This window comes from Moritella sp. PE36 (genome assembly GCF_000170855.1).
Classification (GTDB): domain Bacteria; phylum Pseudomonadota; class Gammaproteobacteria; order Enterobacterales; family Moritellaceae; genus Moritella.
Window position 1 is genome coordinate 188,461 of record NZ_ABCQ01000003.1, and the last position, 24,191, is coordinate 212,651.

The following is a 24,191-nucleotide window of genomic DNA, read 5'->3' on the forward strand; positions in this document are numbered from 1 at the left end:
ACTAAAATCTTAGATTTATGCTAATTACGCTAAGATATCGTTAAAATACCCCCCTAATATATGCAGTTTAAACTATGTAATACATCAACTAAGACTCTGTTGATATTACTAAATAATCAGTGACCAACATTTCGGTTTTTTGTTATAATTCATTTCAATATAGTGTTCGTTTTACTAAGAAATTAGCAGTGCGAGTCGCTATTACTGGTAAATTGATATTCACAGAAACAGCGAAGTCGCACAGATAAGAGCTGAACGTTTACGGCAGTGAATTGGCGGTCTAAATCTTATTCTTCGGCCTGAATTTGGCCAACCAATAATACTGGTGCAGCATCTAACTTTTCTGCATCCATCATTGAGGCTATACGTTCGACAGCGGACAACAGTTGACTTTGCTCCCACTCTTCAAGATTTTGATAACGCTTGATAAAATGGTCTTGAAGCGGCTTGGGCGAACTACTCAGTAATAATTTACCTGATTCACTCAGTGACAAATGCACTTTACGTTTATCGGTTTTACTTCGCGTTCGGATCACTAACGCCCGACTCTCAAGTCTGTCGATAATAGTCGTTACTGTCGCGGCACTTAAGGCGATCTCTTTAGCAATGTCTTTCGCTAGTGGCGCATCAAGCACGGCAATATTTTGCATCACCATAAGCTGAGGACCTGTTAAACCAGACTGTTTATTCAGCTGGCGAGAATGTATATCAATGGCTCTGATCACTTGGCGCAATGAAACTAATAATTCTTCATACTTTTCCATAACTTTTCCAAAATTCGCCGCTATTTTTCGAAACAATAACAGAAATTGACCCCAGAGCCATACTGCAAATATGAAAAAAGCAAAATAACACTTAAATGTTATTTTGCTTTTGTTGTATTCCTAACCACTATCGAACCAATTTACGTGTTCAAAAGGGAGCGGAAAGCACGCTAGCTAACTAAATCAATCTTACCAAAATCAATTTTATTTTCTTTTGGTGAATGCTCAATAGCTGCAACTTGCTTGTATTTCGTGGCTAATATATAACCAAAACAACCAAGAATAAGTGCGATAGCTAGAGCTCCAACCCACTGGATTTGTAAGAAATCAAGTTTGAACAATAACGTCAAGCCACTCATTAATGCCACGTTACCAATAATGTATTTAACCTTGCCGAAACGTGCTACGGTTAAGTTTAAATTATCCGTATAAAGTCGCACTAATGAATCCAGTGAGTTAATCACAAAGGTGATGCCCACTAATATCATCGCGAGGTTATAGAAACCAGTTGTCGCGATCTCATTCACACTGTAGTAGTAAAGTACCGAGAACCACACAGCGATAGGAATAGACGGGAATACCATCATTGCAATCAGTACTTGATAGGTTTTCATGCCACCAACAAAACGCGACGTGAATTGACCAATCATGATGCTCCAAGAGAACCACCAGAATAAGTAGAATTCATGGTAATCATTCATAGGTAAAACAAAGTGATGTATATTACCAAAGTAGTCGCCAACCAACGCAAAGGTAGTTGCAAACTCACTGACACTTGATCCTTCAGATAAGAACGCGCCAGCCCACATCACTACGATTAGACCTAAGAATAACCAGGTACTCGCTAAACTTAATATACGCACATAACGAATACTGGTACTTGAATAAACCGCCGCTGCGATAACAACAAACACAATCAGATAGAAACTACCCACTATCGTTTCGCCATCGCCTAATTCAGGTAAATACCAAGGTAGATTGGTCAGTAATAAGTAAGCAGTAAACGCACAAGTACCGATAATGATAAGGTTGTTGATGAATTTAATTAATGGGATTTCAAAAAATTTAACTCTTGGTTCAATGACACAAAAATAGAAACAAGTTAAAAAGTAAAACGCCCAGATCAGAAATGCCCAGAAACCAAATTCAATCGCCAGTGGATTACTAAAGCTATATTCAGGGCTTGCCGCAAGATTTGCATAACCAGCAAACTCGGTAAGCGGAAACATGATAAGTCCCACGTCCAAACCTGAAGTAAATAAAATGGCGATAAAGGTAAATGTGCGTACAGGCGTAACACCCACACAGCGCACATTACCCCAACGAAAAATTACAAATGCAATTGCAGCAAAGGTAAATAAAATACCGATGCTAAGCCAGGTAGTCATCATTTAAACTCCATGTAAATATTATGTAAAACACAAGCTTAATCCTGCTTGCGTTTTAAAAAGCCTTACTCAACGTTTAGGTTAGCAACCTTTTTTAGATAGCATTAACCCTCAAACCTTAAATATCGTATTACCGATATTTAAACCCTGATAAATTGAGTTTGGCATTAAAAGACCATTCAGCCAGAGTGGCTTAGGCTGGTCTGATACCTATACCAAGCTACTTTCGGTTTGCTGATTTTGCATCTTGAAGTAACTTGGGTATATATTGCTAATGCGCCGTTTTCACAACGCATTAGGTCTATTTCATTAAAAACAGTTTTTAAACAGTCTGCCGCTTAGGATCCTGTAACCTTTGTGTTTTCTGCCACTCAGGGGCCAAGGTTACATTTGCAGTACTTGCTGCAAGTGGTGTATTGCCCAAGATAAGATCAGCGGCGCGCTCTGCCAGCATAATGGTCGGTGAGTTAAGATTGCCATTTGGAATGGAAGGGAAAATAGAGGAATCAACTACCCTTAGCCCTTCAATACCATGCACTCTGGTTTCTGAATCCACCACAGCCATTGGATCTTCGCCCATCTTGCACGAACAAGAAGGATGATAAGCACTTTCTACCGCGCTTCTAACAAAACGGTCGATCTCTTCATCCGTTTGAATATCGATTCCCGGCTGGATCTCTTCACCGCGGTATTCATCCAATCCTGGTTGATTAATGATCTCACGCGTTAACCGAACACAAGCCCGAAAACCTTCAATATCTTCAGCATGCGAAAGATAGTTAAACTGGATATGCGGCGCAACATGTGCATCGTTAGAGACCACTTTCACAAAGCCACGGCTCTTCGGTTTATTATGACCAACGTGAACCTGAAAACCATGCCCAGCAAACGCTTCTTTACCGTCATAACGCATTGCGGCAGGTAAAAAGTGGTACTGTAAATCTGGCCATTCTAATCCTGGTTTTGAACGAATAAATCCGCAAGACTCAAAGTGATTTGTAGCCCCTAGCCCTGATTTATCAAAGAACCAGCGCGCACCAATAAACAGTTTGTTTAATGGATCTAGCTTACCATTAAGAGAAATTGGCTTAAGACACTTGAATTGGAAATAAAATTCGAGATGATCTTGTAAATTCTCGCCCACTCCCGGCAATTCATGTACTTGCTCAATACCCGCTTCTGCTAGCGTACTTGCCCTGCCGATACCTGATAATTGCAAGATATGTGGTGAACCAATAGAACCAGCAGAAAGGATGACCTCTTTGTTGCAATACAGTGTAGTTAGCTTGCCTTTACGCTCAAACTCCAACCCTACCGCTTGTTTACCTTCAAACAATACCTTGTGAACTAACGCATGGGTGATCACAGTTAGGTTACTGCGGTGCATTGCAGGTCTTAAATACGCATTCGAAGTCGACCAACGCACACCATTCTTGATGGTCATGTGCATAGGACCAAAGCCCTCTTGCTGCGACCCGTTATAATCATCGGTCGCCATGTAACCGGCATCAACACCCGCATCGACAAATGCTTTATACAATGGGTTTTTCATGTTATTGCCGTTATTGACAGCAAGTGGTCCTGTGTCACCACGATAATCATCGCCACCAAATGCCCAGCTTTCAGCTTTTTTAAAGTAAGGTAAGCAATGGGCATAATCCCAATCCTTTGCCCCGCTTTGCTGCCACTCATCAAAATCGCGAGCATGACCACGCACGTAAACCATGCCATTAATAGAAGATGAACCGCCTAATACCTTGCCACGAGGGCAATGCATACGGCGATTATCCAAATAAGGTTCAGCTTGAGTTTCAAACTGCCACGCATATTTCGCACTATTCATCGGAATAGATAACGCGGTTGGCATTTGGATAAAAATACTTTTATCACTGCCGCCGGTTTCTAATAACAACACCTTGTTAGCGGGATCCGCTGATAGTCGGTTGGCTAATACACAACCCGCACTACCCGCGCCAACAATAATGTAATCATATAGTCCTTTTGATTGAGTCATGTCTACTCCCTAAAATGGACTTTCAAGTGGTTGCATACCAACATACACAGCTTTAATCTGAGTATACGCTTTCAAGGTTTCGCTACCGTTTTCACGGCCAATACCGGACATTTTATAACCGCCTACGGGCATTTCGGCAGGTGACGCGCCATACGCATTGATCCAACAGATACCGGCTTGCATTTGATGAATAACGCGGTGAGCACGGGTAATGTCTTGCGTAAATACACCGGCAGCTAAACCTAAACGGGTATCATTAGCACGCGCAATCACTTCATCTTCATCAGCAAATGTGAACACAGACATAACAGGACCAAAGATCTCTTCTTTGCTTAATGTCATTTCATCAGTGCACTGGGTGAAAATGGTTGGCGCAACAAAGTAACCATTCGGCGCATTATCAGGTTGCAGAGCATGACCACCGGTAAGGAGTTCAGCACCTTCTGATTTACCTATCTCAATAAAATTCAATACTTTGTCTTGATGCTCTTTCGAGATCAACGCGCCAAAGTTAGTCTCTGGATCCATTGGATCGCCACAGATGATGTTGTTCTCAGTACGCTCACGCAATTTTTCGATAAAGCGCGGGTAAATGGCTTCTTGCACAAATACACGCGTACCGTTAGTACACACTTCACCTTGAGTATAAAAGTTTGCCAGCATGGCAGCCGATACGGCATTATCAATGTCAGCGTCATCAAAGATGATAAGTGGTGATTTACCACCTAATTCCATTGTGACTTCTTTCAGTGAACCCGCAGCTGCTGCCATCACTTTTTTGCCAGTACCTACTTCACCAGTGAACGATACTTTAGCAATATCGTCATGTGTGGTTAGCCAAGCGCCAACACGACCATCACCTTGAACGACGTTGAACACGCCATCTGGTACGCCCGCTTCGGTAAATATTTCAGCTAACTTGATTGCGCCGCGAGGTGTCTCTTCTGATGGTTTAAAGATCATCACATTACCGCAAGCCAATGCCGGCGCGGCTTTCCAACAAGCGATCTGTAGTGGATAATTCCAAGCGCCAATACCAGCGCAAATGCCTAATGGCTCACGGCGGGTATAATAAAAATCATCACCGACCTGTTGTTGATTACCTTCGATGCTTGGTGCTATACCAGCAAAAAATTCAATTGAATCGGCACCCGTCACCACATCTACCACAGAGGCTTCTTGCCAAGGTTTACCTGTATCTTGCACTTCGATAGCAGCGAGTTCGTCATTACGTTCACGTAACAAGGCAACTGCTTTTAATAAAATTCGGTTACGTTCCATCGCTGTCAGTTTTGACCAGGTTGCAAAACCAACTTTTGCACTTTCAATTGTCGCTTGCTGAATACTCGCATCAGCAACTTCGACGAGATAACTTACTTCTCCGTTAGCCGGATTAATGACTTCAAAGGTTTCACCTGAGTCATTGGAGAGAGACTGTCCGTGGACATAATTTTTATAAGTAACTAACGACATTTATTTTCTCCGTGCTGCATGATCACAGCCTCGATAAAGGCTTTACATAAAATTTGGGCTTGTTCGAATTCTTTTTCAGGGCAACTACTCAAGGCACTGCGCAGCCAAAAACCGTCAATCATCGCTGCGGTTTGTTTCGCAGCATTAATCGCCACGTCCTCAGGCATTAATTGTTTAAATGCAAAGGCGAGGTTGCTATACAAACGCTGGCTGTTGATGTGTTGCAGTCTGGCTAATCCAGGATCGTGGACTGCTTGAGACCAAAAACTTAACCAAGTTTTAGTCGCTGCGGCTGAGCGTTGAAATTCAGTAAAATTAGACTCGACGATCATCGACAAGCGTTCCGCTGCTGATAGGTTTTTTCCTAAAATCCGGCTTAATAATGCTTGTTTTAATTCATCGAGTAGATATTTGAGCGTTGCTTCAATGAGACCTTGCTTACCACCAAAATAATGACTAATAAGGCCAGATGACAGTCCAGCTAAACCACTAATGGTATTGATTGTTGTGTGATGTAAACCGTGACGTTCAACAGAGATCAACGTCGCGTCAATCAGCTGTTGTTGTCTTACCGTTTTCATTGCTGGTCTGGGCATAAAAAGTAACTATCCATGTTTGGTTGTTGATAATTAAATGCTTAACTGTTGTTAAAAGTTGTTAATTGAACGCTCAATTAACTACAACTATAATAGTTAGAGCTGTAACTATCAACCCCCCCACCTTGTCGCTCAGATGCTTACAATAAAATAACTCACACATAAACAATCGATGAACAATAGGTTAAACCACTGTTTTAAAAGCATATTACTCTACCGTTAATTCTAGGTTAATTAGCAGTAAAATAGCCGTAAATAAATTAATAGTTTCAACCGTAATAATTAGAAATGTAAGTATTAGACCAAATAATAACAAAGCACTAACACCACTGCTGATAGGTCGATTTTATTTAGCAAGGGAATATACTTTAATACTGCTTAGCGTTTAACTGGGGAATATAACGTTGGGGATTTAAACGATAAAAGCCTGCTTTCAAACAGGCTTTATCTTTATTTATATCTGTATCGCTCTAGGTTTAAAAACTAATTCAACGCCAGTTTTACTCTATTCATGCGATTGAACACAAGCCAATCAGCAAGCAATACTAAGGCGATAGTGCCACCAGCCATAGGCAACATAAATGATAAGGCAACGATAGTAATTAACCCTACTTTCCAAACACCCTCATGTTCAAATCGTGGTGGCGCACCAAGCACTTTCTTTCCTGTAGGACGGCGGATCAACCACATCACAGCACCGGATATTGCAATAAAGATAAACGCTACACAAAAGAGTACATTAACGACTTTATTCAATACGCTGACATCACCTTGATGAAGTGCAATACCCGCTGCCATGAACTTGGCCATTGGGTTGTATTCATTCCAGGTTACATCGGCTAAGACCCGACCTGAATACTGATCGATATGCGTGGTTCTATCTAATCTTGGATCGGAAATATCCCCGCTCATGGTATTCGCCGCTAGCGTATAAACCCCTGTCTCACTGCGAGGGAAGTTAAGCTTAAACTGGGTAAAGCCAAGCATATCAGCTTGATCTAGTATTTCATCGATACCAATTTTAGCCTTTGTGTGCATGTTCATGTCATGAGCCATCTTTGTATCATGCTGCATCGAACCCACTCCTGCTGCTAACATCGCGGCATGATCATGTGATTCAGGCATCAGTGTTTGCTCTAAATTCCACGGCATTTCTTCTTCACTACCGTGGTTCATTGACGCATGGGTTTGTGTCGACAGTGGCACGTTATCCCATTTTTCAGCAGGGAAGCTACTCCATGCTTGCACAAATTTACCACCCCAAACGCTTGCCCATGCAAGACCTGAAATAAAGAAAAATAACAATACAAACGACAATAACCCACCAATGTTTGCATGTAGGTCACGCACGAGAATACGTGGTCCACTTGTCATTCTCACTTTAAGAAAACCGGCTTTGCTGGCATTGTCTCGTGGTATCCATAGATAAACGCCTGTCACTAATAAGATCACGCCTAAACTTGCTGCAATTTCAATAAGGTAATCGCCCCAATCACCCAACAATAAAGTACCGTGTATATCATTCGCTAATTCATACCAGCTATCACTGCGATCAATAGTGCCGAGTATATCCCCGTTATAAGGATTCACAGTAACAAACACCGTTTTGCCTGATTCAAGCGTAATAGAAAAACGGTTAGCAAGATCGCGGCTTGGCGCAGGTATAAACTGAGTTACCCTTGCATTAGGATAAGCAGCAAGTACATTTTCCATTTGCAGAGATGTAGCAACTGTGGATGCTTGTGGTGACACTTCTAATACTGATTGATAACGACTAAATTCAATTTCATCATCAAACAACATGACTAAACCTGTCAGGCTCAGCATTAACATAAACGGGATCACAAATAATCCGGCATAAAAGTGCCAGCGCCAAGTTAAAAAGTAACGTGATTTTGAGCGTGCAAATTCCTCGCTGTTAGACGAAGCGTTATTTACAGGCTGATTAATTTTCGACATCTTTTGCATTTTCCTTTCTACAAAATCCCTATCGAGCTAACGATGGTCATCCATATGAATACCAATCACAATAAATAGATGAACATTATTTCTGGTTAAAACTGCCACTAACTGCGTTGTTAATTTGGTAATTAGAATAACTAGTTACGGCAATTAACGTCTTGTTATTGTCAATTTTTCCGGCGAAATAATTGATCACTTATTTAATGCAATTGGTATAGCTAAATTTTTTTCGTCATCAATCCCCGATTAAACGCAAAGGTTTAACGGTATATTGATCACGTGAATGCTGCGTACGATTACAGTGAATAGTACAGCGAGTCGTACAGCGATTATTTAAGTTAAGAAAGGGCTGCGGGCGGTGCGCGAGGAACTTGCCATTGATAACGCACGTTATGCGCTAAAAACGAATAATGTTCTTGAATTGAAACACTAACACGACCCAATACAGGCAGGGTTAATAACGCAAGATCATGAAAAGAAGAATAATGGCTGAATGGGCAAGGTTTCCCCTCATGGGTTTGAGGTTTACCTTCTTCGATCTGAACCAGTTCTAATCCATTAACGGTACACAACGTCGCCCATACACCAACACCATTATTGGCGTTAATCACCGGCATCAGCGTGACTAAAACCCAACTAAGCAGGCTAGCAAGCAACATTGATTTTTTAAAATAAGAACTGTTTTTCATACGGTACTCTATAGATTTGTATGGAGTGTACACAAATCTATAATATATCGCAAAATTAGTAACATATGGTTAACGTTTAGACATTCGGTTAGACAATGACATAAATGCCCATTACCTCTGACTTGATGTAATGGGCATTCATTTTAGCTATTTTTATTAAGTTAAAAGTTAAATTGAATCAAAGCCTATGCATTCTATTTTATTAACTTCTAACCAATCTTTTAATTCTTGAGAAGTTAAGATATTAAACTCATCAACACGCATATCAACGTAGCGAGATAGCGTTGGTAATAACGTATCCCCCGCTAATGTTGTGTGGCTCATTAGCTCTAACGTACCATTCGGGATCTGAGTACTAAACTCAAGGATCAACGCTTGCAATCGTTCCAATGTCACACCGTCAGCGTAGAACCTTGCACTAAATGCATCCGTTGTTAGTACTTTTAAGCCTTCGCAACCAGAAACAACATGATCGACACGGCGTACAGGGATGCCAGTTTCATTCGCAAAAGCAATAAATGCTGCTTTATATGGCGGGAATACCGCCGCAAAATGATGACTATCAATATGTGTTAATTTAATACCCGCATTGATCGCTTTATCATATTGCGCTTTAAACTCACTATAAGCTTGATCAAAACTTAAGACCTCAGACGCGAGCACTTTGTCTTGCTTTAAAAAGTACCCATCACTATCGACTAAATCAGGCACCAAACTCGGGTCTAAAATAGGTTTACCACTGGTTAGCGTTAAATGTAATCCGACATTGGGGACTAAGCCCTGCTTGATTAATGCAATCGCATGGTCGGTTGCTGGCTGATTTATCATTATTGTTGTTGACTGAACAACGCCAACTTTAAAACACGCGACAACTGATTCATTTACCTTTTCAGTTAAGCCTAAATCATCTATGTTTACGATTAGCTTCATAATACACTCTGCTACTTTTTGTTAAACTGAGGTACATATTTCGCATTCAGTTCAATCATCTCATCTAAGATTTGTTTCGTTACCGTACCTTTACGCACTAATGGGTTGATTGTTAATGCTTGTAATGCCGCACCATAGTTACCAAAGACACCCGCTTCAACAGTGAGTTCTTCGAAGGCTTTTTGTAATTGTAACGTACCACGTATCGCCGGATTGGTAATTGGCGCAACGTTCAATGGTTGTGGACCGCATGATGTAATGACCGATGTCACTTCAATCGCGCAGTCATTTGGCAGTTCCGATATTGTGCCATTATTACGTATATTGACATGCATTAATGTACGTTTGTCATTATGGATCGCATTTATTAACTCACATGCTGCTTCAGAATAATGTGCACCACCACGTTCTTCTAATTGCTTCGGTTTCTCGTTTAGGTTTACATCTTCATAGAGTTTGAATAATTCTCTTTCAATTTCTTGAACTTGCTCGCCACGTGTAACGTAACCTTCAGATTTAACTTCTTTTTGCTCTAAATCATCTTGCTTGTAATAATACTGATGGTAACCACAAGGTAATGCACCTAGGTGTTTTAATTGCTCAGGAACCCAAGTGACTTCACCTAAGTTTTTAGGCAATGCAAAATCTTCACCAGAACACACTTTATCGATTAATTCGCCAATGCGATCTTTACCATGATCCCAAATATGGAACGCATGGATGAAGTGATTTAGTCCTGCAAACTGAACTTGCAGATCTTTCGTTCCCATCAATTCTTCAATACCAAACTGGGTACAAACAGGCACGTTACACAGGCCGATTACTTTGATGTTGGTATGTTTAAGCACTGTTTCAGTAATAATACCCGATGGATTAGTGAAGTTAATTAACCATGCGTCAGGGCAGATCTCTTCCATGTCTTTACATAAAGAAAGTGTCACTGGAATAGTACGCATTGCCTTAGCAAAACCTGCGATACCATTGGTTTCCTGACCAATCATGCCGTACTTGTTGCCCAGTAATTCATCTTGAATACGCGCAGGGATCATACCAACACGCATTTGAGAGCACACATAATTAGCGCCTGTTAACGCTTTACGGCGGTCAAACTCAATATTCAGTTCAATATCAAGACCTGCATTTTTAATCATACGTTTCGCTAATGCGCCAACAGTCTCAACTTTGTAACGACCTTCTTCGATATCAAATAAATCAATGTGTGTCACTGGCAATTCGTGGTGACGATTAATGAAGCCTTCAATGATTTCAGGTGTATAGCTAGAACCACCACCGATAATTGTAATTTTCAACATACTTTAGTCCTCATTTTGGATTCGTCTTTGAAGTTCAATAATTTCGAATGCAAGGTCTTTACACAGCATCGCATTCATAATGTGATCTTGAATATGCGTTAAGATCAGGGTCATTTTTACTTTGCCTTCACCTTCGTCAAAGCTAATGAGTTCTGTTTGTGATTTATGTACTTCTGCTAATGCTTCATCGGCGGCTTTAAGTGATGCTTTTGCTGATTCGAAATCACCTTGCCTTGCTTCTAGCATTGCTTGCATCACTGCTGAACGCGCGGCACCAGCCTGGCATAAAAGTGTCATCAAAAATTCTTCTGTAATTTCCATCATCCATTCCTTTATCTTTAATCTTCTTGAATCTAAACTTTGATGAGCCATCTTTTATACCAATCACAATAAATAGATGATCATTATTTAATGCAATTGGTATTACCTTGTAAATTAAGTGTAAAAGATGGCTATTTTCTATTTATGAAATACCGCTATTAAAGGTATAGCTATTTGTGATTGCTACACTGGGTTTATTAAGCCGCTTTAGCTGGTGATAATGACCCTGCTTCAGCAAGCGGTTCTGGTTCTTCTTGCGCTAATAATTCTTTTTCATACGCTTTGAAGAATGGGTAGAAGATTAAGCCACTGACTACGAAACAGGTCGCTACGACAACGGCAGCGATCATTGAGTTAGTCGCCATGACAGCACCGATTGGCGCAGGCATAGTCCATGGTGGTAAAGCAACAACTTTAGACACTAAGTCAAACTTGAATGCACCCCAAACGATACATGCATTGACTAATGGCGCAGCAATCCAAGGAATAAAGAAGGTTGGGTTCATTACGATTGGCGTACCAAAAATAACAGGTTCATTAATGTTGAAACAACCAGGAATGAATGACATTTTACCGACAGTACGTAAGTGAACTGATTTAGAGCGAGCCATCATGCAAACTAGCGCTAATGTACCGCCAGAACCACCAATAAATACGAAGAAGTCCATGGTAGGATTGATGAAGATAGCCGGTAATGCTTTACCTGCTTCGAGTGCTTCTTGGTTTGCGCCTAAGTTGATTAGCAGTAGTGGACCAATAACGCCTAGAACAACGGATGCACCGTGAATACCAGCAAACCACAATAATTGAATTAACAAGATAGCCAGCGCAAAAGCAAAGAATGTATCAGAAGCGGCTACAAGTGGGCTAAACAATGCCATGATACCCGTTGCGATATTTAGGTCAAAGTTACCCAATACACCATTGATAACTTGCACAATTAAGATCATTGCAACGACGGGAATAAGTAGGTCAAATGACGCTGCGATTTTTTCAGGCACCGCTTCTGGCATTTTGATACGAATGTTCTTTTCAACAAGAAACGTTTGTAGCGTAGGAACGAATAGACCACAAATGATAGCAGTAAATGCACCCGCACCACCTAAGTAAGCCATAGGAATCACACTGCCTAACTCGCCACCAACCCAAACAGCTGGCGCAACAGCTAATAGGAAAGAGAACATAGACAACATACCTGAGTTCATTGGGATAACACCTTTCGTGTTAAGCGTCTCAGCTAGGTTATATGCGATACCATAAGCAGAGTACATTGCGAAAATACCCATGCTGACAAAGAATGGACCAACAATGTTATCCCGACCGATGCCTTGAACAACTGCGTGCCAACCGTCTAAGAACCAGTTACCCGTACCAGGAGGGTTAGCAAATACTAACAGTAACGAACCAACAATCAGGAATGGCATTGTTGAAATAAAACCGTCTTTAATAGCGCAGATATGCTTTTGACTAGCAACCTTACCTGCAATGGGCGCAATGACGCGCTCAACAAAATCCATTGTGGCATTTATAAGTGACATAAAATTTCCTTATTTATAAAAATATGTATTGAATAAGTCTGAAAAAATGCGCAGCGTGAGGGCTACGCACTGATTAATTATTTAATTGAGAATGGGGCGGCGATAGCTGAAGCTACCAAGATTGCTAATGATGTGTTTTTCATAAATTATCCTATTTCATACGACACGTGTTCATTCCTGAACGCTTATGATTTAAGTTAAAATTCAAATAAAAACTGGTTACAACCGACGACTAGCCTTTTAAATTAATCGCTTGTTGGAGGATTTCTTTTCCTTTCATCATGCCGTATTGCATCATGTCAATTTGCCCACACGCCACGTTTTCTTCTTCGCAACGCTTGCTGAATTCCGCAAACTTGTATTTCACTTGTGGAGCAACGAGACAAACATCATTTTTCTTAACTTCAGTTTCGAATGCAGAAATAGAGTAAGCATTTATTTCAGCTTTAATATCAGCTTCCTCAGCAGCTTTACGCATTTTGTTAACAACCATCGACGTAGACATACCTGCTGCACAGCAAAGGAAAATTTTAATCATATTCAATAACCTCTTGATTTGTAGATTTATAATTATTATAAGGAATCAATGAACGGCTTATTCACCTAACTAAGCCCACGCCCCCTTTGAGGTATATGTTGCGCTAATGTATTTTTTATTACAATTACAGAAAACTTAATTTGTGATCTGAAATATGTTCCGTTTTAAATTGATAAACTAAAGTGTTAAGCATAAACATACGTATGACCTACAGAATAATTAACATTCCAGGTCTGATAAACAGCCAGAATTACAGGGTGTTAACCTTTAAAAACAACTGGTTACATGCGAAATGTGCATTTATAATATATATTATAATCACCTATTAAATAATGGGTTATAGTTTCCTAGTCATCAATTAAAATAAAAAACAGGACTTACTTCCCCCTGTGAACTATCTCTCACTTTGAGCTTGAATTTCTTTAGGGTTTGGTGTTTTTTCATGTGAGCCAAGTCTCTTTACCATAAAAATATAAATGTATTTTTAAGATTTAAGCCTGACAAAAGAGGCGTAGAATAAATATTATTGAAAAAGAGATGTAAGGTATTTTAGGTTTATTGATAGGGAGTTAGATCATGAGCCACAATAATAAGCATTGTTATATTTGCACATCGTTAACGTGGATTAGGTGAGAAAAAGTTGATAGCGCTACAAAATATGTTATCCAACGAGGTTTATTACATCTTGAATGCCGATCCGTAGGGGATAGTTTATAGGTTAGCTATAAACGGCCAATGAATCAGCAGTTTATAGCTATAAAACACAGAGTTAAGAGTTAAGCACTAACCGTATCAATTTGATCACTCTTCAATACGGTCGCGGATAACACAACAGGGATCGCTTTTGAAATTGGCGTATCACTCAAGTCCCCTTTCCCATAGATAGATACCAATGGATTAGTTTCAGGGAAATAAGCGGCAATATTCCCTTCTGGAATATCATAAGCCACCAGCTTAAAACCAAACACTTTACGCTCAATACCATCCGGCCACAGCGATTCAATATCGACTAATTGGTTATTCTCCATGCCTAGTGCAGAGATGTCATTGTCGTTAATAAAAAGGACTTTACGCTCTCCTGAAATACCACGGTAGCGGTCATCAAAACCATAAATAGTAGTATTGTATTGATCGTGTGAGCGCATCGTTTGTAATACGAATACGGGATCATTACTGAGCTCTCGTAAGCTTGCGGGCAGTAAATGAACGGGCAGATCATGCTGCATGAATTGTGCTTTTTTCGAGGGTGTGTTCCATTGTCGCTGAGCAGCACTGTTACCAAGATAGAAACCACCAGGCTGTTTTATCTTGCGATTAAAATCGCTAAAACCAGGAATCGTTTTTTCAATCAGATCTCGGATCCGTGCGTAATCTTCAATCACCCAAGTCCAGTCTATTGGTTGCTTGCCTAACGTCGCTTCAGCAATACCGGCAATAATAGCAGGCTCAGAGCGCATTTCGCCAGTATCACCTGCAACTACACCAGCTGATGCATGCACCATGCTAAACGAGTCCTCAACGGTGATGCGCTGTGGCCCAGATGCTTGCATATCAATATCAGTACGTCCTAAGCAAGGTAATATGAGCGAGTCTTTACCCGTTATCAAATGCGTACGATTTAGTTTGGTGGCGATATTAACCGTCAAGTTACAGTTTGAAAGTGCTTGTTGTGTTAATACTGTGTCAGGCGTTGCAGCCGCAAAGTTTCCGCCTAGGCCAATAAACACTTTACTATCACCAGCAAGCATGGCTTTGATGGCTTCAACCGTATTATGTCCGGGTTTTGACGGTGCTGAAAAATCAAATTCATTCGATATGCTTTTGATAAATGCAGCAGTTGGCTTTTCATCAATACCCATGGTGCGATCGCCCTGCACATTACTGTGTCCACGCACGGGACACAATCCAGCACCTTGTTGCCCTAACTGGCCAAACAACAGCTGTAAATTGGCGATCTCTTGAATGGTTTTAACCGAATGCTTATGCTGAGTAATGCCCATCGCCCACGTGATGATCACCCGCTTAGATTGACGATAAATACTGGCTGCTTGCTCAATTTCAGATTGTAATAATCCAGCCTGCTCGGTGATCTCATGCCACGACGTTGCTTCGACTGCGGTTAAGTATTCAGTAATACCCTGAGTATGCTCAGCAATAAATACATGATCAAATATAGATAGTCGTCCTGCGGCTAATTCGGCTTTATCAATCACACCAAGTGCTTTAACCATACCGCGTACAACGGCCATATCCCCACCCAGTTTAGGCGTGAAATAACACTGACTAATTTGTGTCGAACCATCTGTCAGCATTTCTTTCACTGATTGTGGATTAGTAAAACGCTCTAAGCCTCTTTCTTTTAAAGTATTAAAAGTGACGATTGCCGCCCCGCGACGTGATGCCTGGCGCAGTGTATCTAACATGCGTGGATGGTTTGTTCCTGGGTTTTGACCAAACACAAAAATAGCATCAGCATACTCAAAGTCTTCCAGTGTCACTGTTCCCTTGCCAATACCAATCGCTTGTTTCAAGCCTACACCACTGGCTTCATGGCACATATTGGAACAATCAGGAAAGTTATTAGTACCAAATTTACGCACAAAAAGTTGATACAAAAATGCCGCTTCATTACTTGCCCGACCCGAGGTATAAAACTCTGCTTGATTGGGATGATCAAGTGTATTTAAGTGTTTAGCGATCAGGGTAAATGCCTGTTGCCAACTAACCGCTTCATAGCAATCCGTGTCACGATTGTACTGCACAGGATGACTAAGCCGCCCTTGCGACTCTAAAAAATAATCACTTTGCTGGGTTAGCCAACTTACCGGATGTTTTACAAAAAATGCGGGGGTAACACGTCGACTTGTGGCTTCCCAATTAACCGCTTTAGCACCATTTTCACAGAATTTAAACCGCGTTGGTTCTTTCGATTCACCCCATGCACAACCCGGACAATCGAAACCTTTGTCTTGATTTGTTTTCAGTAAGTTGCGAATGTTTCGTGACACATTTTCGCTTTTTACCAGATGTTTGGTGGTACTTAATAACGCACCCCAACCACCAGCTGAGCCTTCGTATTTTTTAATTGTCATGTCGATTCTCTATAAGATAGTCTATATCAAATGGCTTATATCAGATGATCGGTTTCATTAAGTCGCTTTAAACGGAAAGCACCATGGTAGACGTTAAATCCGCCATTACGGCTAAAGCCAATCAGGGTAAGGTTGAAGCGTTTCGCCATGTTGATCGCAAGATTGGATGGCGCGCCCACCGCTATTAATACCGATATGCCAGAAACCAGTACTTTTTGAACCAATTCGAAACTGATCCGCCCGCTTAGGAACACAATTTTTTGTTGCTTATCAAGCTCAGTACTTCTTGCTAATTTACCCAGCAATTTATCTAACGCATTGTGGCGACCGACATCTTCACAACTCAGTAGCAGCTCCCCTTTTGCATCGAATAAGCCGCAACCATGTACACCGCCCGTTTGGTTAAACATCGCTTGATATTGACGTAGTTGCTCACTAAAGTGCGGAATTATATGACCTGACAACCAAACTTTATTGGACTCTAAATCTGGAATATTGCGTAGTTCTAAAGACTTTATTGATGATTTTCCACATACACCGCAACTGGAGAATGACGTTGTATCTCGATTGATTAATGTCCAGTCCACAACAACATCTGGTGATAAGCGTAGATGTATTTCATTTTGATTAATATCATTGTAATAAATGTCATTGTGGTAAATGTCATCTAAATCAAATTGCTCATTGATACCAACAATATCGCTCGCGCTGTTGATAATACCTTCTGCCAACAACAGGCCTGTAACCAGATTAAGATCGTCACCCGGTGTACGCATCGTTACCAGGTAAACTCGTTCTTGTTCTTTTCCCGCGCTATCGTTGTAAATGAGCCGTATCTCTAAAGGCTCTTCAATAATCACTGAATCAATAGAAAGGCTTACATTAGTGCCATTTATCTGTTGCAGCGAGCATGTCGCAACACCTGCGGTATGTGGGATGGATTGAGGCGCTGGATGACTATTTTGATAGTGAGCTAGAGGATAGGTAACATTAAAAGCAGAGTCTCGCTCAGCTATCGCATAATTTTCCGGATTTATTTTCTGTTCAGCCATGGGCGTGCTTCACTCTAATAGATCGATGCTAAAATTGGATATTTACCACCATCATTGCAGCGGTGATCTTTAACATTCGCAAAATAAGAGCTTTACATTACCTTTTATGTGGCAATAAATATAACGGGAAAATTCTTTCGTTTGATAAGAAAAATCTATCAGTTTACTCAACGTAAGGTAAACAAAGGGTTCATCAAGCAATCTTTGTGAATATCAATTTAAGCATATTGAAGTGAGTTGAGCATTATTGGTATAAACTTGACACACCAAGCTAATTTTTGAAGGGATCATAATGAGGCTAATACTCTTAACTACTTTTCTTTTACTCAGTAACCTTAGCCACTCAGCCTCGTTAATTGCGGGTAGTAAGTCAGTGGGGATAAAACTGGGCGGCGCTTCCATTGGTCCCGAAAACTATACCATTGCAGGTGTCTCAGTTAACTACTTTGCCTTAGATAATCTTTCTGTTGGTACCGCCTATGAATACTGGTTTTCAGGCAAGCCTACTGTCTCAAAAGCCACTGTAGAGTCAACCTATTATATTCCCGCATCTGAACAGCTAAAACCATATTTTGGTTTGCTATATAGCCATTATTTTGTCGAAGATAACAGTGATATAGATGCTTATGGTTATCGTATTGGCATCGCCTATATTAAGTCACCAATGTTCTTTAGCGCCGGTCTTAGACAAGAAAAATATACATCAGACAGAGCTATATTCTCTGATAATGAGGCCACTGGTGAATTTATGATTGGTTTTTCTTTTTAGAAAAACCCTCTGTTTAAGTTAACGGGGTCACTTCAAGATAGCAGGCTTTCATCTTGCAAATGACCGCGAGCTTCTACAATTTCAAACCAGTCCATATTTTTATCGTTTTGCTGGATTATTCTATCGCGTTATTTACAGCTCTTCCCATTTTCACCGCCGAGCAACCCATTAACGTCACCTTTTTGTATACATGGTCACTCATGAGTTTCTCCTGATACTTTTAATTGTCATAAAGTTTAGATCAATTTTCGGTTTAACTAAACAACCCGTTGGTAACTGCCTTGTTGTAATAATGCAGTTAGGTCACTGCCTCCATGCTGTTGTTTGGCTTTTTTTTCCTTCTCCATTAATAACTGATCAAATGTCTGTTGTTGTACTTGACGGAAAATACCGACTGGCACAGGAAACTCAGGATAGCTTAAATTAGCTAACGCAAAAGCATACTCAAGATCCTGCAATTCTTGCCTATGAATAAACTGTTGCGGATCTGCAACAGTTGTTTTTTTAAAACCAAAGCCATTGATGATTAATTTTTTGTCTTCATTTTCCCCAAATGAAAGTGGCTTACCTTGCTCTAAATACAGTAAGTTTTCCGTTTTATTTTTCGGTCCATAATAAGGTTCATGCACGCCATCATTAAAGATCACGCAGTTTTGTAATATCTCTACCACAACCGTGCCTTTATGTTCCGCCGCCGCTTCTAATACCATGGCTAAATGCTTAGGATCATTATCACAAGTACGCGCGATAAAAGTCGCCCCCACAGATGCGGCTAACGCCAGCGGTCGAATCGCACGGTCTGGCGAACCATTAGGACTAGATTTAGAGATCCAACCTTGTGCAGATGTAGGCGAGAACTGCCCTTTAGTCAGACCGTAAACTGCATTATTAAACAATAATATTTTAATATCTTGGTTACGCCTGATAGCATGCATGAAATGATTACCACCAATACTAAGCGCATCACCGTCACCCGTAATCACCCACACATCCAATGCTGGATTTGTTGCTTTAACCCCAGTTGCAATCGCAGGCGCTCGACCATGAATCGTATGAAAACCATAAGTTTCAAGATAATAAGGAAAACGAGAAGAGCAGCCGATACCAGAAATAAAGACACTGTTTTCACGGCTTCTTCCGGTCTTGGCTAACATTGATTGCATTACTTTCAATACATTGAAATCACCACAACCCCGGCACCATTTAACTTGCGAATCTGAGACAAAATCTTTACGATTTAACGTGGTTATATCCATTACTGTATCTCCTCGATAAATTGACAAATAGAGTCCATCACATCATTCACCTTAAATTGCGCACCCGTTACTTGCGTAATACAACGCGCCTGAATAACAAACTCAGCACGGATCATTTTCACTAATTGCTCGTTGTTCAGTTCCAATATCAATACGTGTTTGAATGAAGCAATCAGCTCTCCAAGATTTTCAGGAAACGGATTAAGGTAACGTAAATGCGTATGGGCAACGCTCATGCCTTGCTCTCTTAACTGAGTAACCGCAGATAATACCGCACCGCGGGTACTGCCCCAGCTCAACACAAGAACTTGATCGTCAAATGTCCCTGTTAATGTTTGCTGAGGAATAAAGCGACTAATACCCGCAATTTTAGCGGCCCTTTGCAGCGTCATTTGTTGATGGTTTTCGCCATCATGACAAGTTTCTCCCGTGACTGAACGTTTTTCTAAACCACCAATACGGTGCATATTATTCATCTCTCCGGGGATCACCCAACGCCGACTGCCAGTATCTGGATCTCGCGAGTAGGGTTGAAAATTTTCAGTCTGTTGTTCTTGCTTAATAATTGGAAATTGAATGTCATCAAGCGTAGGTACTCGCCAAGATTCAGCGCCATTAGCAAGATAACCATCGCTCAGTAATATAACAGGGGTCATGAACTGGGTGGCAATTCGACTGGCTTCTAAAGCCATATCAAAACAATCTGCCGAAGAAGCTGCAGCCAATACTGGCATAGGAGAATCCCCGTTACGGCCATACATAGCAAACAATAAATCAGATTGTTCAGTTTTGGTCGGTAACCCAGTTGAAGGGCCACCACGTTGAACATTTATGACCACCAGCGGCAGTTCTGTCATAACCGCTAGATTCAAGGTTTCTGCTTTTAAACATAACCCAGGTCCCGATGTCGATGTGATCCCTAAAGCGCCGGCATAAGACGCGCCCAGCGCAGCACATGCAGCGGCGATCTCATCTTCTGCCTGAAATACCTTCACACCTAAATGTGCATATTTTGCCAAGGTATGTAAAATTTCAGACGCGGGCGTTATCGGATAAGATCCTAAAAATAACGGACGATGAAGCTTATCCGCGGCACAGACAAAGCCCAACGATAATGCTTCATTGCCCGAAATTGTGCGATATAAACCCGCGGTTTTCGGTGCAGATTCAACATGAAAACTTTCCTCAAAAATTTCTGTCGTATCTCCATAATTGAAACCAGCTTGTAGTGCGAGTATATTCGCCTCCAATACTTCTGGCTTTATACTAAATTGTTTTTCAATCCATGTTTCAGTGGCGGTTGTAGAACGACCATAAATCCATAATACAATGCCCAGCATGAAAAAATTCTTACTGCGTTTACGGTATTTACTTGGTAAATCAATATGACTCAACGACTGCATCGTTAAACGGGTATAATCATCAGCAATGACGCGATATTCAGATAAACTACCATCATTCAAAGGGTCGGACGCATACGTCGCTAATGCTAATTTTTTACTCTGAAAGCCATCGGTATCGGCGAGAATCAATCCACCTTTCTTTAATTCACCAATTTTACAGTGTAATGCTGCCGCATTCATGGCAACTAATACTGAAAACTCATCGCCAACCGTATGAATTACATTTGCTGAAAATTGCATTTGAAATGCCGAAACACCATCTAATGTACCCGCTGGTGCACGAATTTCGGCGGGATAATCCGGCTGTGTAATAACTTCATTATGTTCAGAAATATTAAGGGAAAATTGGCTACCTGAGAGCTGAATACCATCACCCGAATCACCTGCAAAGCAAATCACTTCATTTTTCAACGCAGTTACTGTCATTATTACCTCCAAATTTTTATTCGTCTTGACGTCCGTTACAACTTGTTACGTCTACAACTTATATCGATTGCCATGAGTCACACTTAATCTTTATCAACGTTATTCATTATCAATATAAAATAAGATGAATATACCGTCTCTTGATCTGATGTTGTGATATTAAAGTAGTTCCGAGTGTGTAAAAATACCCATCCATTCACGTTACTGATGAATGTTTTTCACGAATAAGGATTTTGGAAGGTTTATGGATAAAATTAATCTGTTACAGCTATTCGTTTCTCTTGCCGAACAAGGTAGTTTTGTTGCCGTAGCTAACCAATCAGGCCAATCACCGTCCACCATCAGTAAAGCGATTACGCGACTCGAAAAAGATTTAGGTGTACGCTTATTACATCGCACCACACGGCAATTACAACTTACCGAAGCAGGCGAGAGCTATTTACAGACAGCGCGGGAAGTTCTGAGCTTATTGCAGAATACTGAAAGCAAGCTGACACAAAATATCTCAACACCCACAGGCACCTTAAAAATCAATCTACCTATGTCTTTTGGCCAGCTCTACGTGGTGCCATTGTTACCTGAGTTTTGTCAGCAATACCCTGATATTAAACTCGAACTTAGTTTTTCAGATGACTACACAGATATCGTCGAGAGTGGTATAGATATCGCGATACGCAGTGGTAAATTAAACGACAGCCGTTTAATCGCAAGACGTATATGTCCTATGGACATGGGAATTTTTGCCAGTCCCGATCACCTTGCTAAATTTGGTACGCCAACAACGCCTGCCGAATTTGAGCAACATAACTGGATAAAATACCGCTTCAAACAATCTGGTCGCATATTAACAATTATGCTGCCACAAGCAGAACAAATAGTAGAGCTAGATCCTAAGTCCTATGTGTTAGTTGATGATGGCAATGCATTAGCTCAATTAACAAGTCTAGGCACAGGTCTGGCTTTTATGCCTCATTTTCTTGTGCGAGATTTAGTACAGGAAGGAAAATTAACACTGATATCTTCCCCTTGGCGCAATCCAGAACAGGCTGTTTATTTGTATTATCTCAGTCGTGATTACTTACCCGCTAAAGTGCGCTTGTTCATTGAATACATAGTGCAAAAATTAGCATCACAAGACGAATCAGCACATGCTAGCTGGATGAAAACATAGTCGTTGGATAAGTGACATATGTTCACGACTCAAATGCGTGAATGCTTATTTTTCTATTCTCACCATAGCCCTAATATATCCCTTAGCACTCAACGTTTAAGGGATAAATCATGCAAATACCTCATATTGTTATTATTGGCGGTGGCGCAGGTGGCTTGCTACTAGCAACCAAACTAGGCCGAAAACAAGGTAAACAGAACCAAGCTAAGATCACCTTAATTGATAGTAGTGGCCATCATATTTGGAAACCATTATTACATAAGCTCGTGGGCGGCGGTCTTAATCAGCCTGCCGATAAACTCGACTACCGTCGTCATGGAAATACCAATGGCTATCAATTTTTACATGCCTCTCTCGACAGTATCAATCGACAAGGAAAAAACCTCTCATACCAAATAATAGATGACGATAACAAAGCACTAGAAAGACTAAACTATGATTATTTGGTTATTGCCATCGGCAGCCAAGCCAATGATTTTGGCACGCCTGGTGCCGCTGAGCATTGCCAATTCCTTGATTGTACCCACCAGGCTCAACAACTCAGAAATAGCTTGCAACAAGCACTTACAGATACAACTTCAGCGGATACATTAAACGTGAATATTGTTGGCGCAGGTGCAACGGGGGTAGAGCTCGCAGCCGAGTTAACTAAAATGGGAAAACAATATTCCTGTCAACTCTCAGTTAACTTGCTTGAAGCTAGTGAACGTATTTTACCAGCACTATCTCAAGACATCGCTCAGTTATCTACGCATTCACTCACCAATATAGGTGTGAACGTTATCGTTAACACCAGAGTAAATGCAGTACAATCAAACGGATTAACTACTGCCGAAGGCCAACACTACCCCGCTACATTCAATATTTGGAGCGCAGGTATTATTGCACCGAAGCTACTGAGAACCTTGGATGGATTAGAGACCGATAATAATAACCGCCTCCATGTAAATTCAAATTTATCGACAACTCTAGATCGTAATGTTTTTGCAATAGGTGATTGTTGTGCATGTTTACAAACCAATGGAAAAACTGTCCCTGCAAGAGCGCAAGCAGCCAGACAAATGGCCGACTATCTAGCCATCACCTTATTCGAAATTCAAGCGGGTAAGACAACTAAGCCTTTTGTTTTTGATGATAAAGGGTCAATAATCTCAATTAGCCGGTTCAACGCCTTTGGCATTCTAAAGAAAGGGCCTATATTACGAGGCCGCATTGCACGCTATACCTATAACGCACTTTATAGAACACACCAAAAAGCCTTGTTTGGGTTATATTCAACAGGATTAATTATATTGGCTGACTGGTTGCGGAGTAGAATAAAAAATTCACCAACAAAGCTATTATGATCCAATAACAAAAAATTACGGCTTGGAGGTTATACAGGGGCAAACTAGATCTTGGCAGACAATCGGTGTGAATTGGTTTTAATCTACTTTTTAATTGGTTATAAGCTGATTTCCAATCCGAGCGGAGTTTCTCCATACTCATACGGAGCC

At 40.8% G+C, this 24,191-nt stretch carries 19 protein-coding genes; 3 read left to right on the forward strand and 16 right to left on the reverse strand.

Translation table 11 applies throughout. From position 1 onward, the window contains the following. Positions 1-287 precede the first annotated feature (287 nt). From PE36_RS03760 to fdhD, 14 genes are all read right to left on the reverse strand, one after another. Positions 288-764 carry a MarR family winged helix-turn-helix transcriptional regulator gene (locus PE36_RS03760; RefSeq protein ID WP_006030632.1) on the reverse strand — a complete coding sequence of 159 codons (477 nt, stop codon included), beginning with the start codon at positions 762-764 and terminating at the stop codon, positions 288-290. Between the two features lie 170 nt (positions 765-934). Continuing rightward, complete coding sequence (locus PE36_RS03765; RefSeq protein WP_043993857.1) at positions 935-2,152, reverse strand: choline transporter; 1,218 nt, start codon at positions 2,150-2,152, stop codon at positions 935-937. A 322-nt stretch (positions 2,153-2,474) separates the two neighbouring features. After that, positions 2,475-4,166, reverse strand: coding sequence for a choline dehydrogenase (betA, locus tag PE36_RS03770; RefSeq protein ID WP_006030634.1), 1,692 nt, complete (start codon positions 4,164-4,166; stop codon positions 2,475-2,477). A 9-nt stretch (positions 4,167-4,175) separates the two neighbouring features. Further along, positions 4,176-5,639 carry a betaine-aldehyde dehydrogenase gene (gene betB, locus PE36_RS03775; protein ID WP_006030635.1) on the reverse strand — a complete coding sequence of 488 codons (1,464 nt, stop codon included), beginning with the start codon at positions 5,637-5,639 and terminating at the stop codon, positions 4,176-4,178. Then, a complete protein-coding gene (gene betI, locus PE36_RS03780) occupies positions 5,630-6,235 on the reverse strand; it encodes a transcriptional regulator BetI (protein ID WP_043993819.1) in 606 nt (201 codons plus the stop codon). Before betI ends, betB begins: the two co-directional genes overlap by 10 nt. 483 nt (positions 6,236-6,718) lie before the next feature. Continuing rightward, positions 6,719-8,194, reverse strand: coding sequence for a PepSY domain-containing protein (locus PE36_RS03785; RefSeq protein ID WP_043993820.1), 1,476 nt, complete (start codon positions 8,192-8,194; stop codon positions 6,719-6,721). A 341-nt stretch (positions 8,195-8,535) separates the two neighbouring features. Then, positions 8,536-8,886 carry a hypothetical protein gene (locus tag PE36_RS03790; protein ID WP_006030638.1) on the reverse strand — a complete coding sequence of 117 codons (351 nt, stop codon included), beginning with the start codon at positions 8,884-8,886 and terminating at the stop codon, positions 8,536-8,538. A 168-nt stretch (positions 8,887-9,054) separates the two neighbouring features. Next, positions 9,055-9,816 (reverse strand): carbohydrate deacetylase, encoded by a 762-nt coding sequence (locus tag PE36_RS03795; protein WP_006030639.1) that lies wholly within the window; start codon positions 9,814-9,816, stop codon positions 9,055-9,057. Positions 9,817-9,827: 11 nt separating this feature from the next. Continuing rightward, positions 9,828-11,129 (reverse strand): 6-phospho-beta-glucosidase, encoded by a 1,302-nt coding sequence (locus PE36_RS03800; protein ID WP_006030640.1) that lies wholly within the window; start codon positions 11,127-11,129, stop codon positions 9,828-9,830. Between the two features lie 3 nt (positions 11,130-11,132). Continuing rightward, positions 11,133-11,453, reverse strand: coding sequence for a PTS lactose/cellobiose transporter subunit IIA (locus PE36_RS03805; RefSeq protein WP_228140377.1), 321 nt, complete (start codon positions 11,451-11,453; stop codon positions 11,133-11,135). Between the two features lie 194 nt (positions 11,454-11,647). Beyond that, positions 11,648-12,988 carry a PTS sugar transporter subunit IIC gene (locus PE36_RS03810; protein ID WP_043993822.1) on the reverse strand — a complete coding sequence of 447 codons (1,341 nt, stop codon included), beginning with the start codon at positions 12,986-12,988 and terminating at the stop codon, positions 11,648-11,650. 232 nt (positions 12,989-13,220) lie between these two features. Beyond that, positions 13,221-13,526, reverse strand: coding sequence for a PTS sugar transporter subunit IIB (locus tag PE36_RS03815; protein WP_006030643.1), 306 nt, complete (start codon positions 13,524-13,526; stop codon positions 13,221-13,223). 776 nt (positions 13,527-14,302) lie between these two features. Further along, complete coding sequence (locus PE36_RS03820) at positions 14,303-16,618, reverse strand: FdhF/YdeP family oxidoreductase (protein ID WP_006030644.1); 2,316 nt, start codon at positions 16,616-16,618, stop codon at positions 14,303-14,305. A 35-nt stretch (positions 16,619-16,653) separates the two neighbouring features. Next, the gene (fdhD, locus tag PE36_RS03825; protein WP_006030645.1) at positions 16,654-17,670 is read right to left on the reverse strand and encodes a formate dehydrogenase accessory sulfurtransferase FdhD; all 1,017 of its coding nucleotides are present in this window, start codon (positions 17,668-17,670) and stop codon (positions 16,654-16,656) included. A 292-nt stretch (positions 17,671-17,962) separates the two neighbouring features. Between fdhD and PE36_RS03830 the strand changes: the two genes are divergently transcribed. Next, a complete protein-coding gene (locus PE36_RS03830; protein ID WP_083797970.1) occupies positions 17,963-18,439 on the forward strand; it encodes a ferrodoxin oxidoreductase beta subunit in 477 nt (158 codons plus the stop codon). Positions 18,440-18,696: 257 nt separating this feature from the next. On the opposite strand, the gene PE36_RS03835 is transcribed toward PE36_RS03830, so the two are convergent. After that, positions 18,697-19,695, reverse strand: coding sequence for a 2-oxoacid:ferredoxin oxidoreductase subunit beta (locus PE36_RS03835; protein WP_006030647.1), 999 nt, complete (start codon positions 19,693-19,695; stop codon positions 18,697-18,699). Beyond that, positions 19,695-21,524 carry a 2-oxoacid:acceptor oxidoreductase subunit alpha gene (locus PE36_RS03840; protein WP_006030648.1) on the reverse strand — a complete coding sequence of 610 codons (1,830 nt, stop codon included), beginning with the start codon at positions 21,522-21,524 and terminating at the stop codon, positions 19,695-19,697. Before PE36_RS03840 ends, PE36_RS03835 begins: the two co-directional genes overlap by 1 nt. A 244-nt stretch (positions 21,525-21,768) precedes the next feature. Between PE36_RS03840 and PE36_RS03845 the strand changes: the two genes are divergently transcribed. Together PE36_RS03845 and PE36_RS03850 are read left to right on the forward strand one after the other, a co-directional pair. Further along, positions 21,769-22,695: a LysR family transcriptional regulator gene (locus PE36_RS03845; protein ID WP_006030649.1), complete on the forward strand. Its 927-nt coding sequence runs from the start codon at positions 21,769-21,771 to the stop codon at positions 22,693-22,695. Positions 22,696-22,805: 110 nt separating this feature from the next. Continuing rightward, a complete protein-coding gene (locus PE36_RS03850) occupies positions 22,806-24,041 on the forward strand; it encodes an NAD(P)/FAD-dependent oxidoreductase (RefSeq protein WP_006030650.1) in 1,236 nt (411 codons plus the stop codon). Positions 24,042-24,191: the final 150 nt, after the last annotated feature.

Excerpts from the sequence above, each read along its gene's own strand:
- PE36_RS03840 (WP_006030648.1), bottom strand. The coding sequence starts at position 21,524 with ATGACAGTAACTGCGTTGAAAAATGAAGTGATTTGCTTTGCAGGTGAT.
- PE36_RS03765 (WP_043993857.1), bottom strand. The coding sequence starts at position 2,152 with ATGACTACCTGGCTTAGCATCGGTATTTTATTTACCTTTGCTGCAATT.
- PE36_RS03790 (WP_006030638.1), bottom strand. The coding sequence starts at position 8,886 with ATGAAAAACAGTTCTTATTTTAAAAAATCAATGTTGCTTGCTAGCCTG.
- PE36_RS03805 (WP_228140377.1), bottom strand. The coding sequence starts at position 11,453 with ATGATGGAAATTACAGAAGAATTTTTGATGACACTTTTATGCCAGGCT.
- betA (WP_006030634.1), bottom strand. The coding sequence starts at position 4,166 with ATGACTCAATCAAAAGGACTATATGATTACATTATTGTTGGCGCGGGT.
- PE36_RS03785 (WP_043993820.1), bottom strand. The coding sequence starts at position 8,194 with ATGTCGAAAATTAATCAGCCTGTAAATAACGCTTCGTCTAACAGCGAG.
- PE36_RS03810 (WP_043993822.1), bottom strand. The coding sequence starts at position 12,988 with ATGTCACTTATAAATGCCACAATGGATTTTGTTGAGCGCGTCATTGCG.
- PE36_RS03850 (WP_006030650.1), top strand. The coding sequence starts at position 22,806 with ATGCAAATACCTCATATTGTTATTATTGGCGGTGGCGCAGGTGGCTTG.
- PE36_RS03830 (WP_083797970.1), top strand. The coding sequence starts at position 17,963 with ATGAGGCTAATACTCTTAACTACTTTTCTTTTACTCAGTAACCTTAGC.
- PE36_RS03795 (WP_006030639.1), bottom strand. The coding sequence starts at position 9,816 with ATGAAGCTAATCGTAAACATAGATGATTTAGGCTTAACTGAAAAGGTA.
- fdhD (WP_006030645.1), bottom strand. The coding sequence starts at position 17,670 with ATGGCTGAACAGAAAATAAATCCGGAAAATTATGCGATAGCTGAGCGA.
- PE36_RS03760 (WP_006030632.1), bottom strand. The coding sequence starts at position 764 with ATGGAAAAGTATGAAGAATTATTAGTTTCATTGCGCCAAGTGATCAGA.
- PE36_RS03845 (WP_006030649.1), top strand. The coding sequence starts at position 21,769 with ATGGATAAAATTAATCTGTTACAGCTATTCGTTTCTCTTGCCGAACAA.
- PE36_RS03820 (WP_006030644.1), bottom strand. The coding sequence starts at position 16,618 with ATGACAATTAAAAAATACGAAGGCTCAGCTGGTGGTTGGGGTGCGTTA.
- betB (WP_006030635.1), bottom strand. The coding sequence starts at position 5,639 with ATGTCGTTAGTTACTTATAAAAATTATGTCCACGGACAGTCTCTCTCC.
- PE36_RS03800 (WP_006030640.1), bottom strand. The coding sequence starts at position 11,129 with ATGTTGAAAATTACAATTATCGGTGGTGGTTCTAGCTATACACCTGAA.
- PE36_RS03815 (WP_006030643.1), bottom strand. The coding sequence starts at position 13,526 with ATGATTAAAATTTTCCTTTGCTGTGCAGCAGGTATGTCTACGTCGATG.
- betI (WP_043993819.1), bottom strand. The coding sequence starts at position 6,235 with ATGCCCAGACCAGCAATGAAAACGGTAAGACAACAACAGCTGATTGAC.
- PE36_RS03835 (WP_006030647.1), bottom strand. The coding sequence starts at position 19,695 with ATGGATATAACCACGTTAAATCGTAAAGATTTTGTCTCAGATTCGCAA.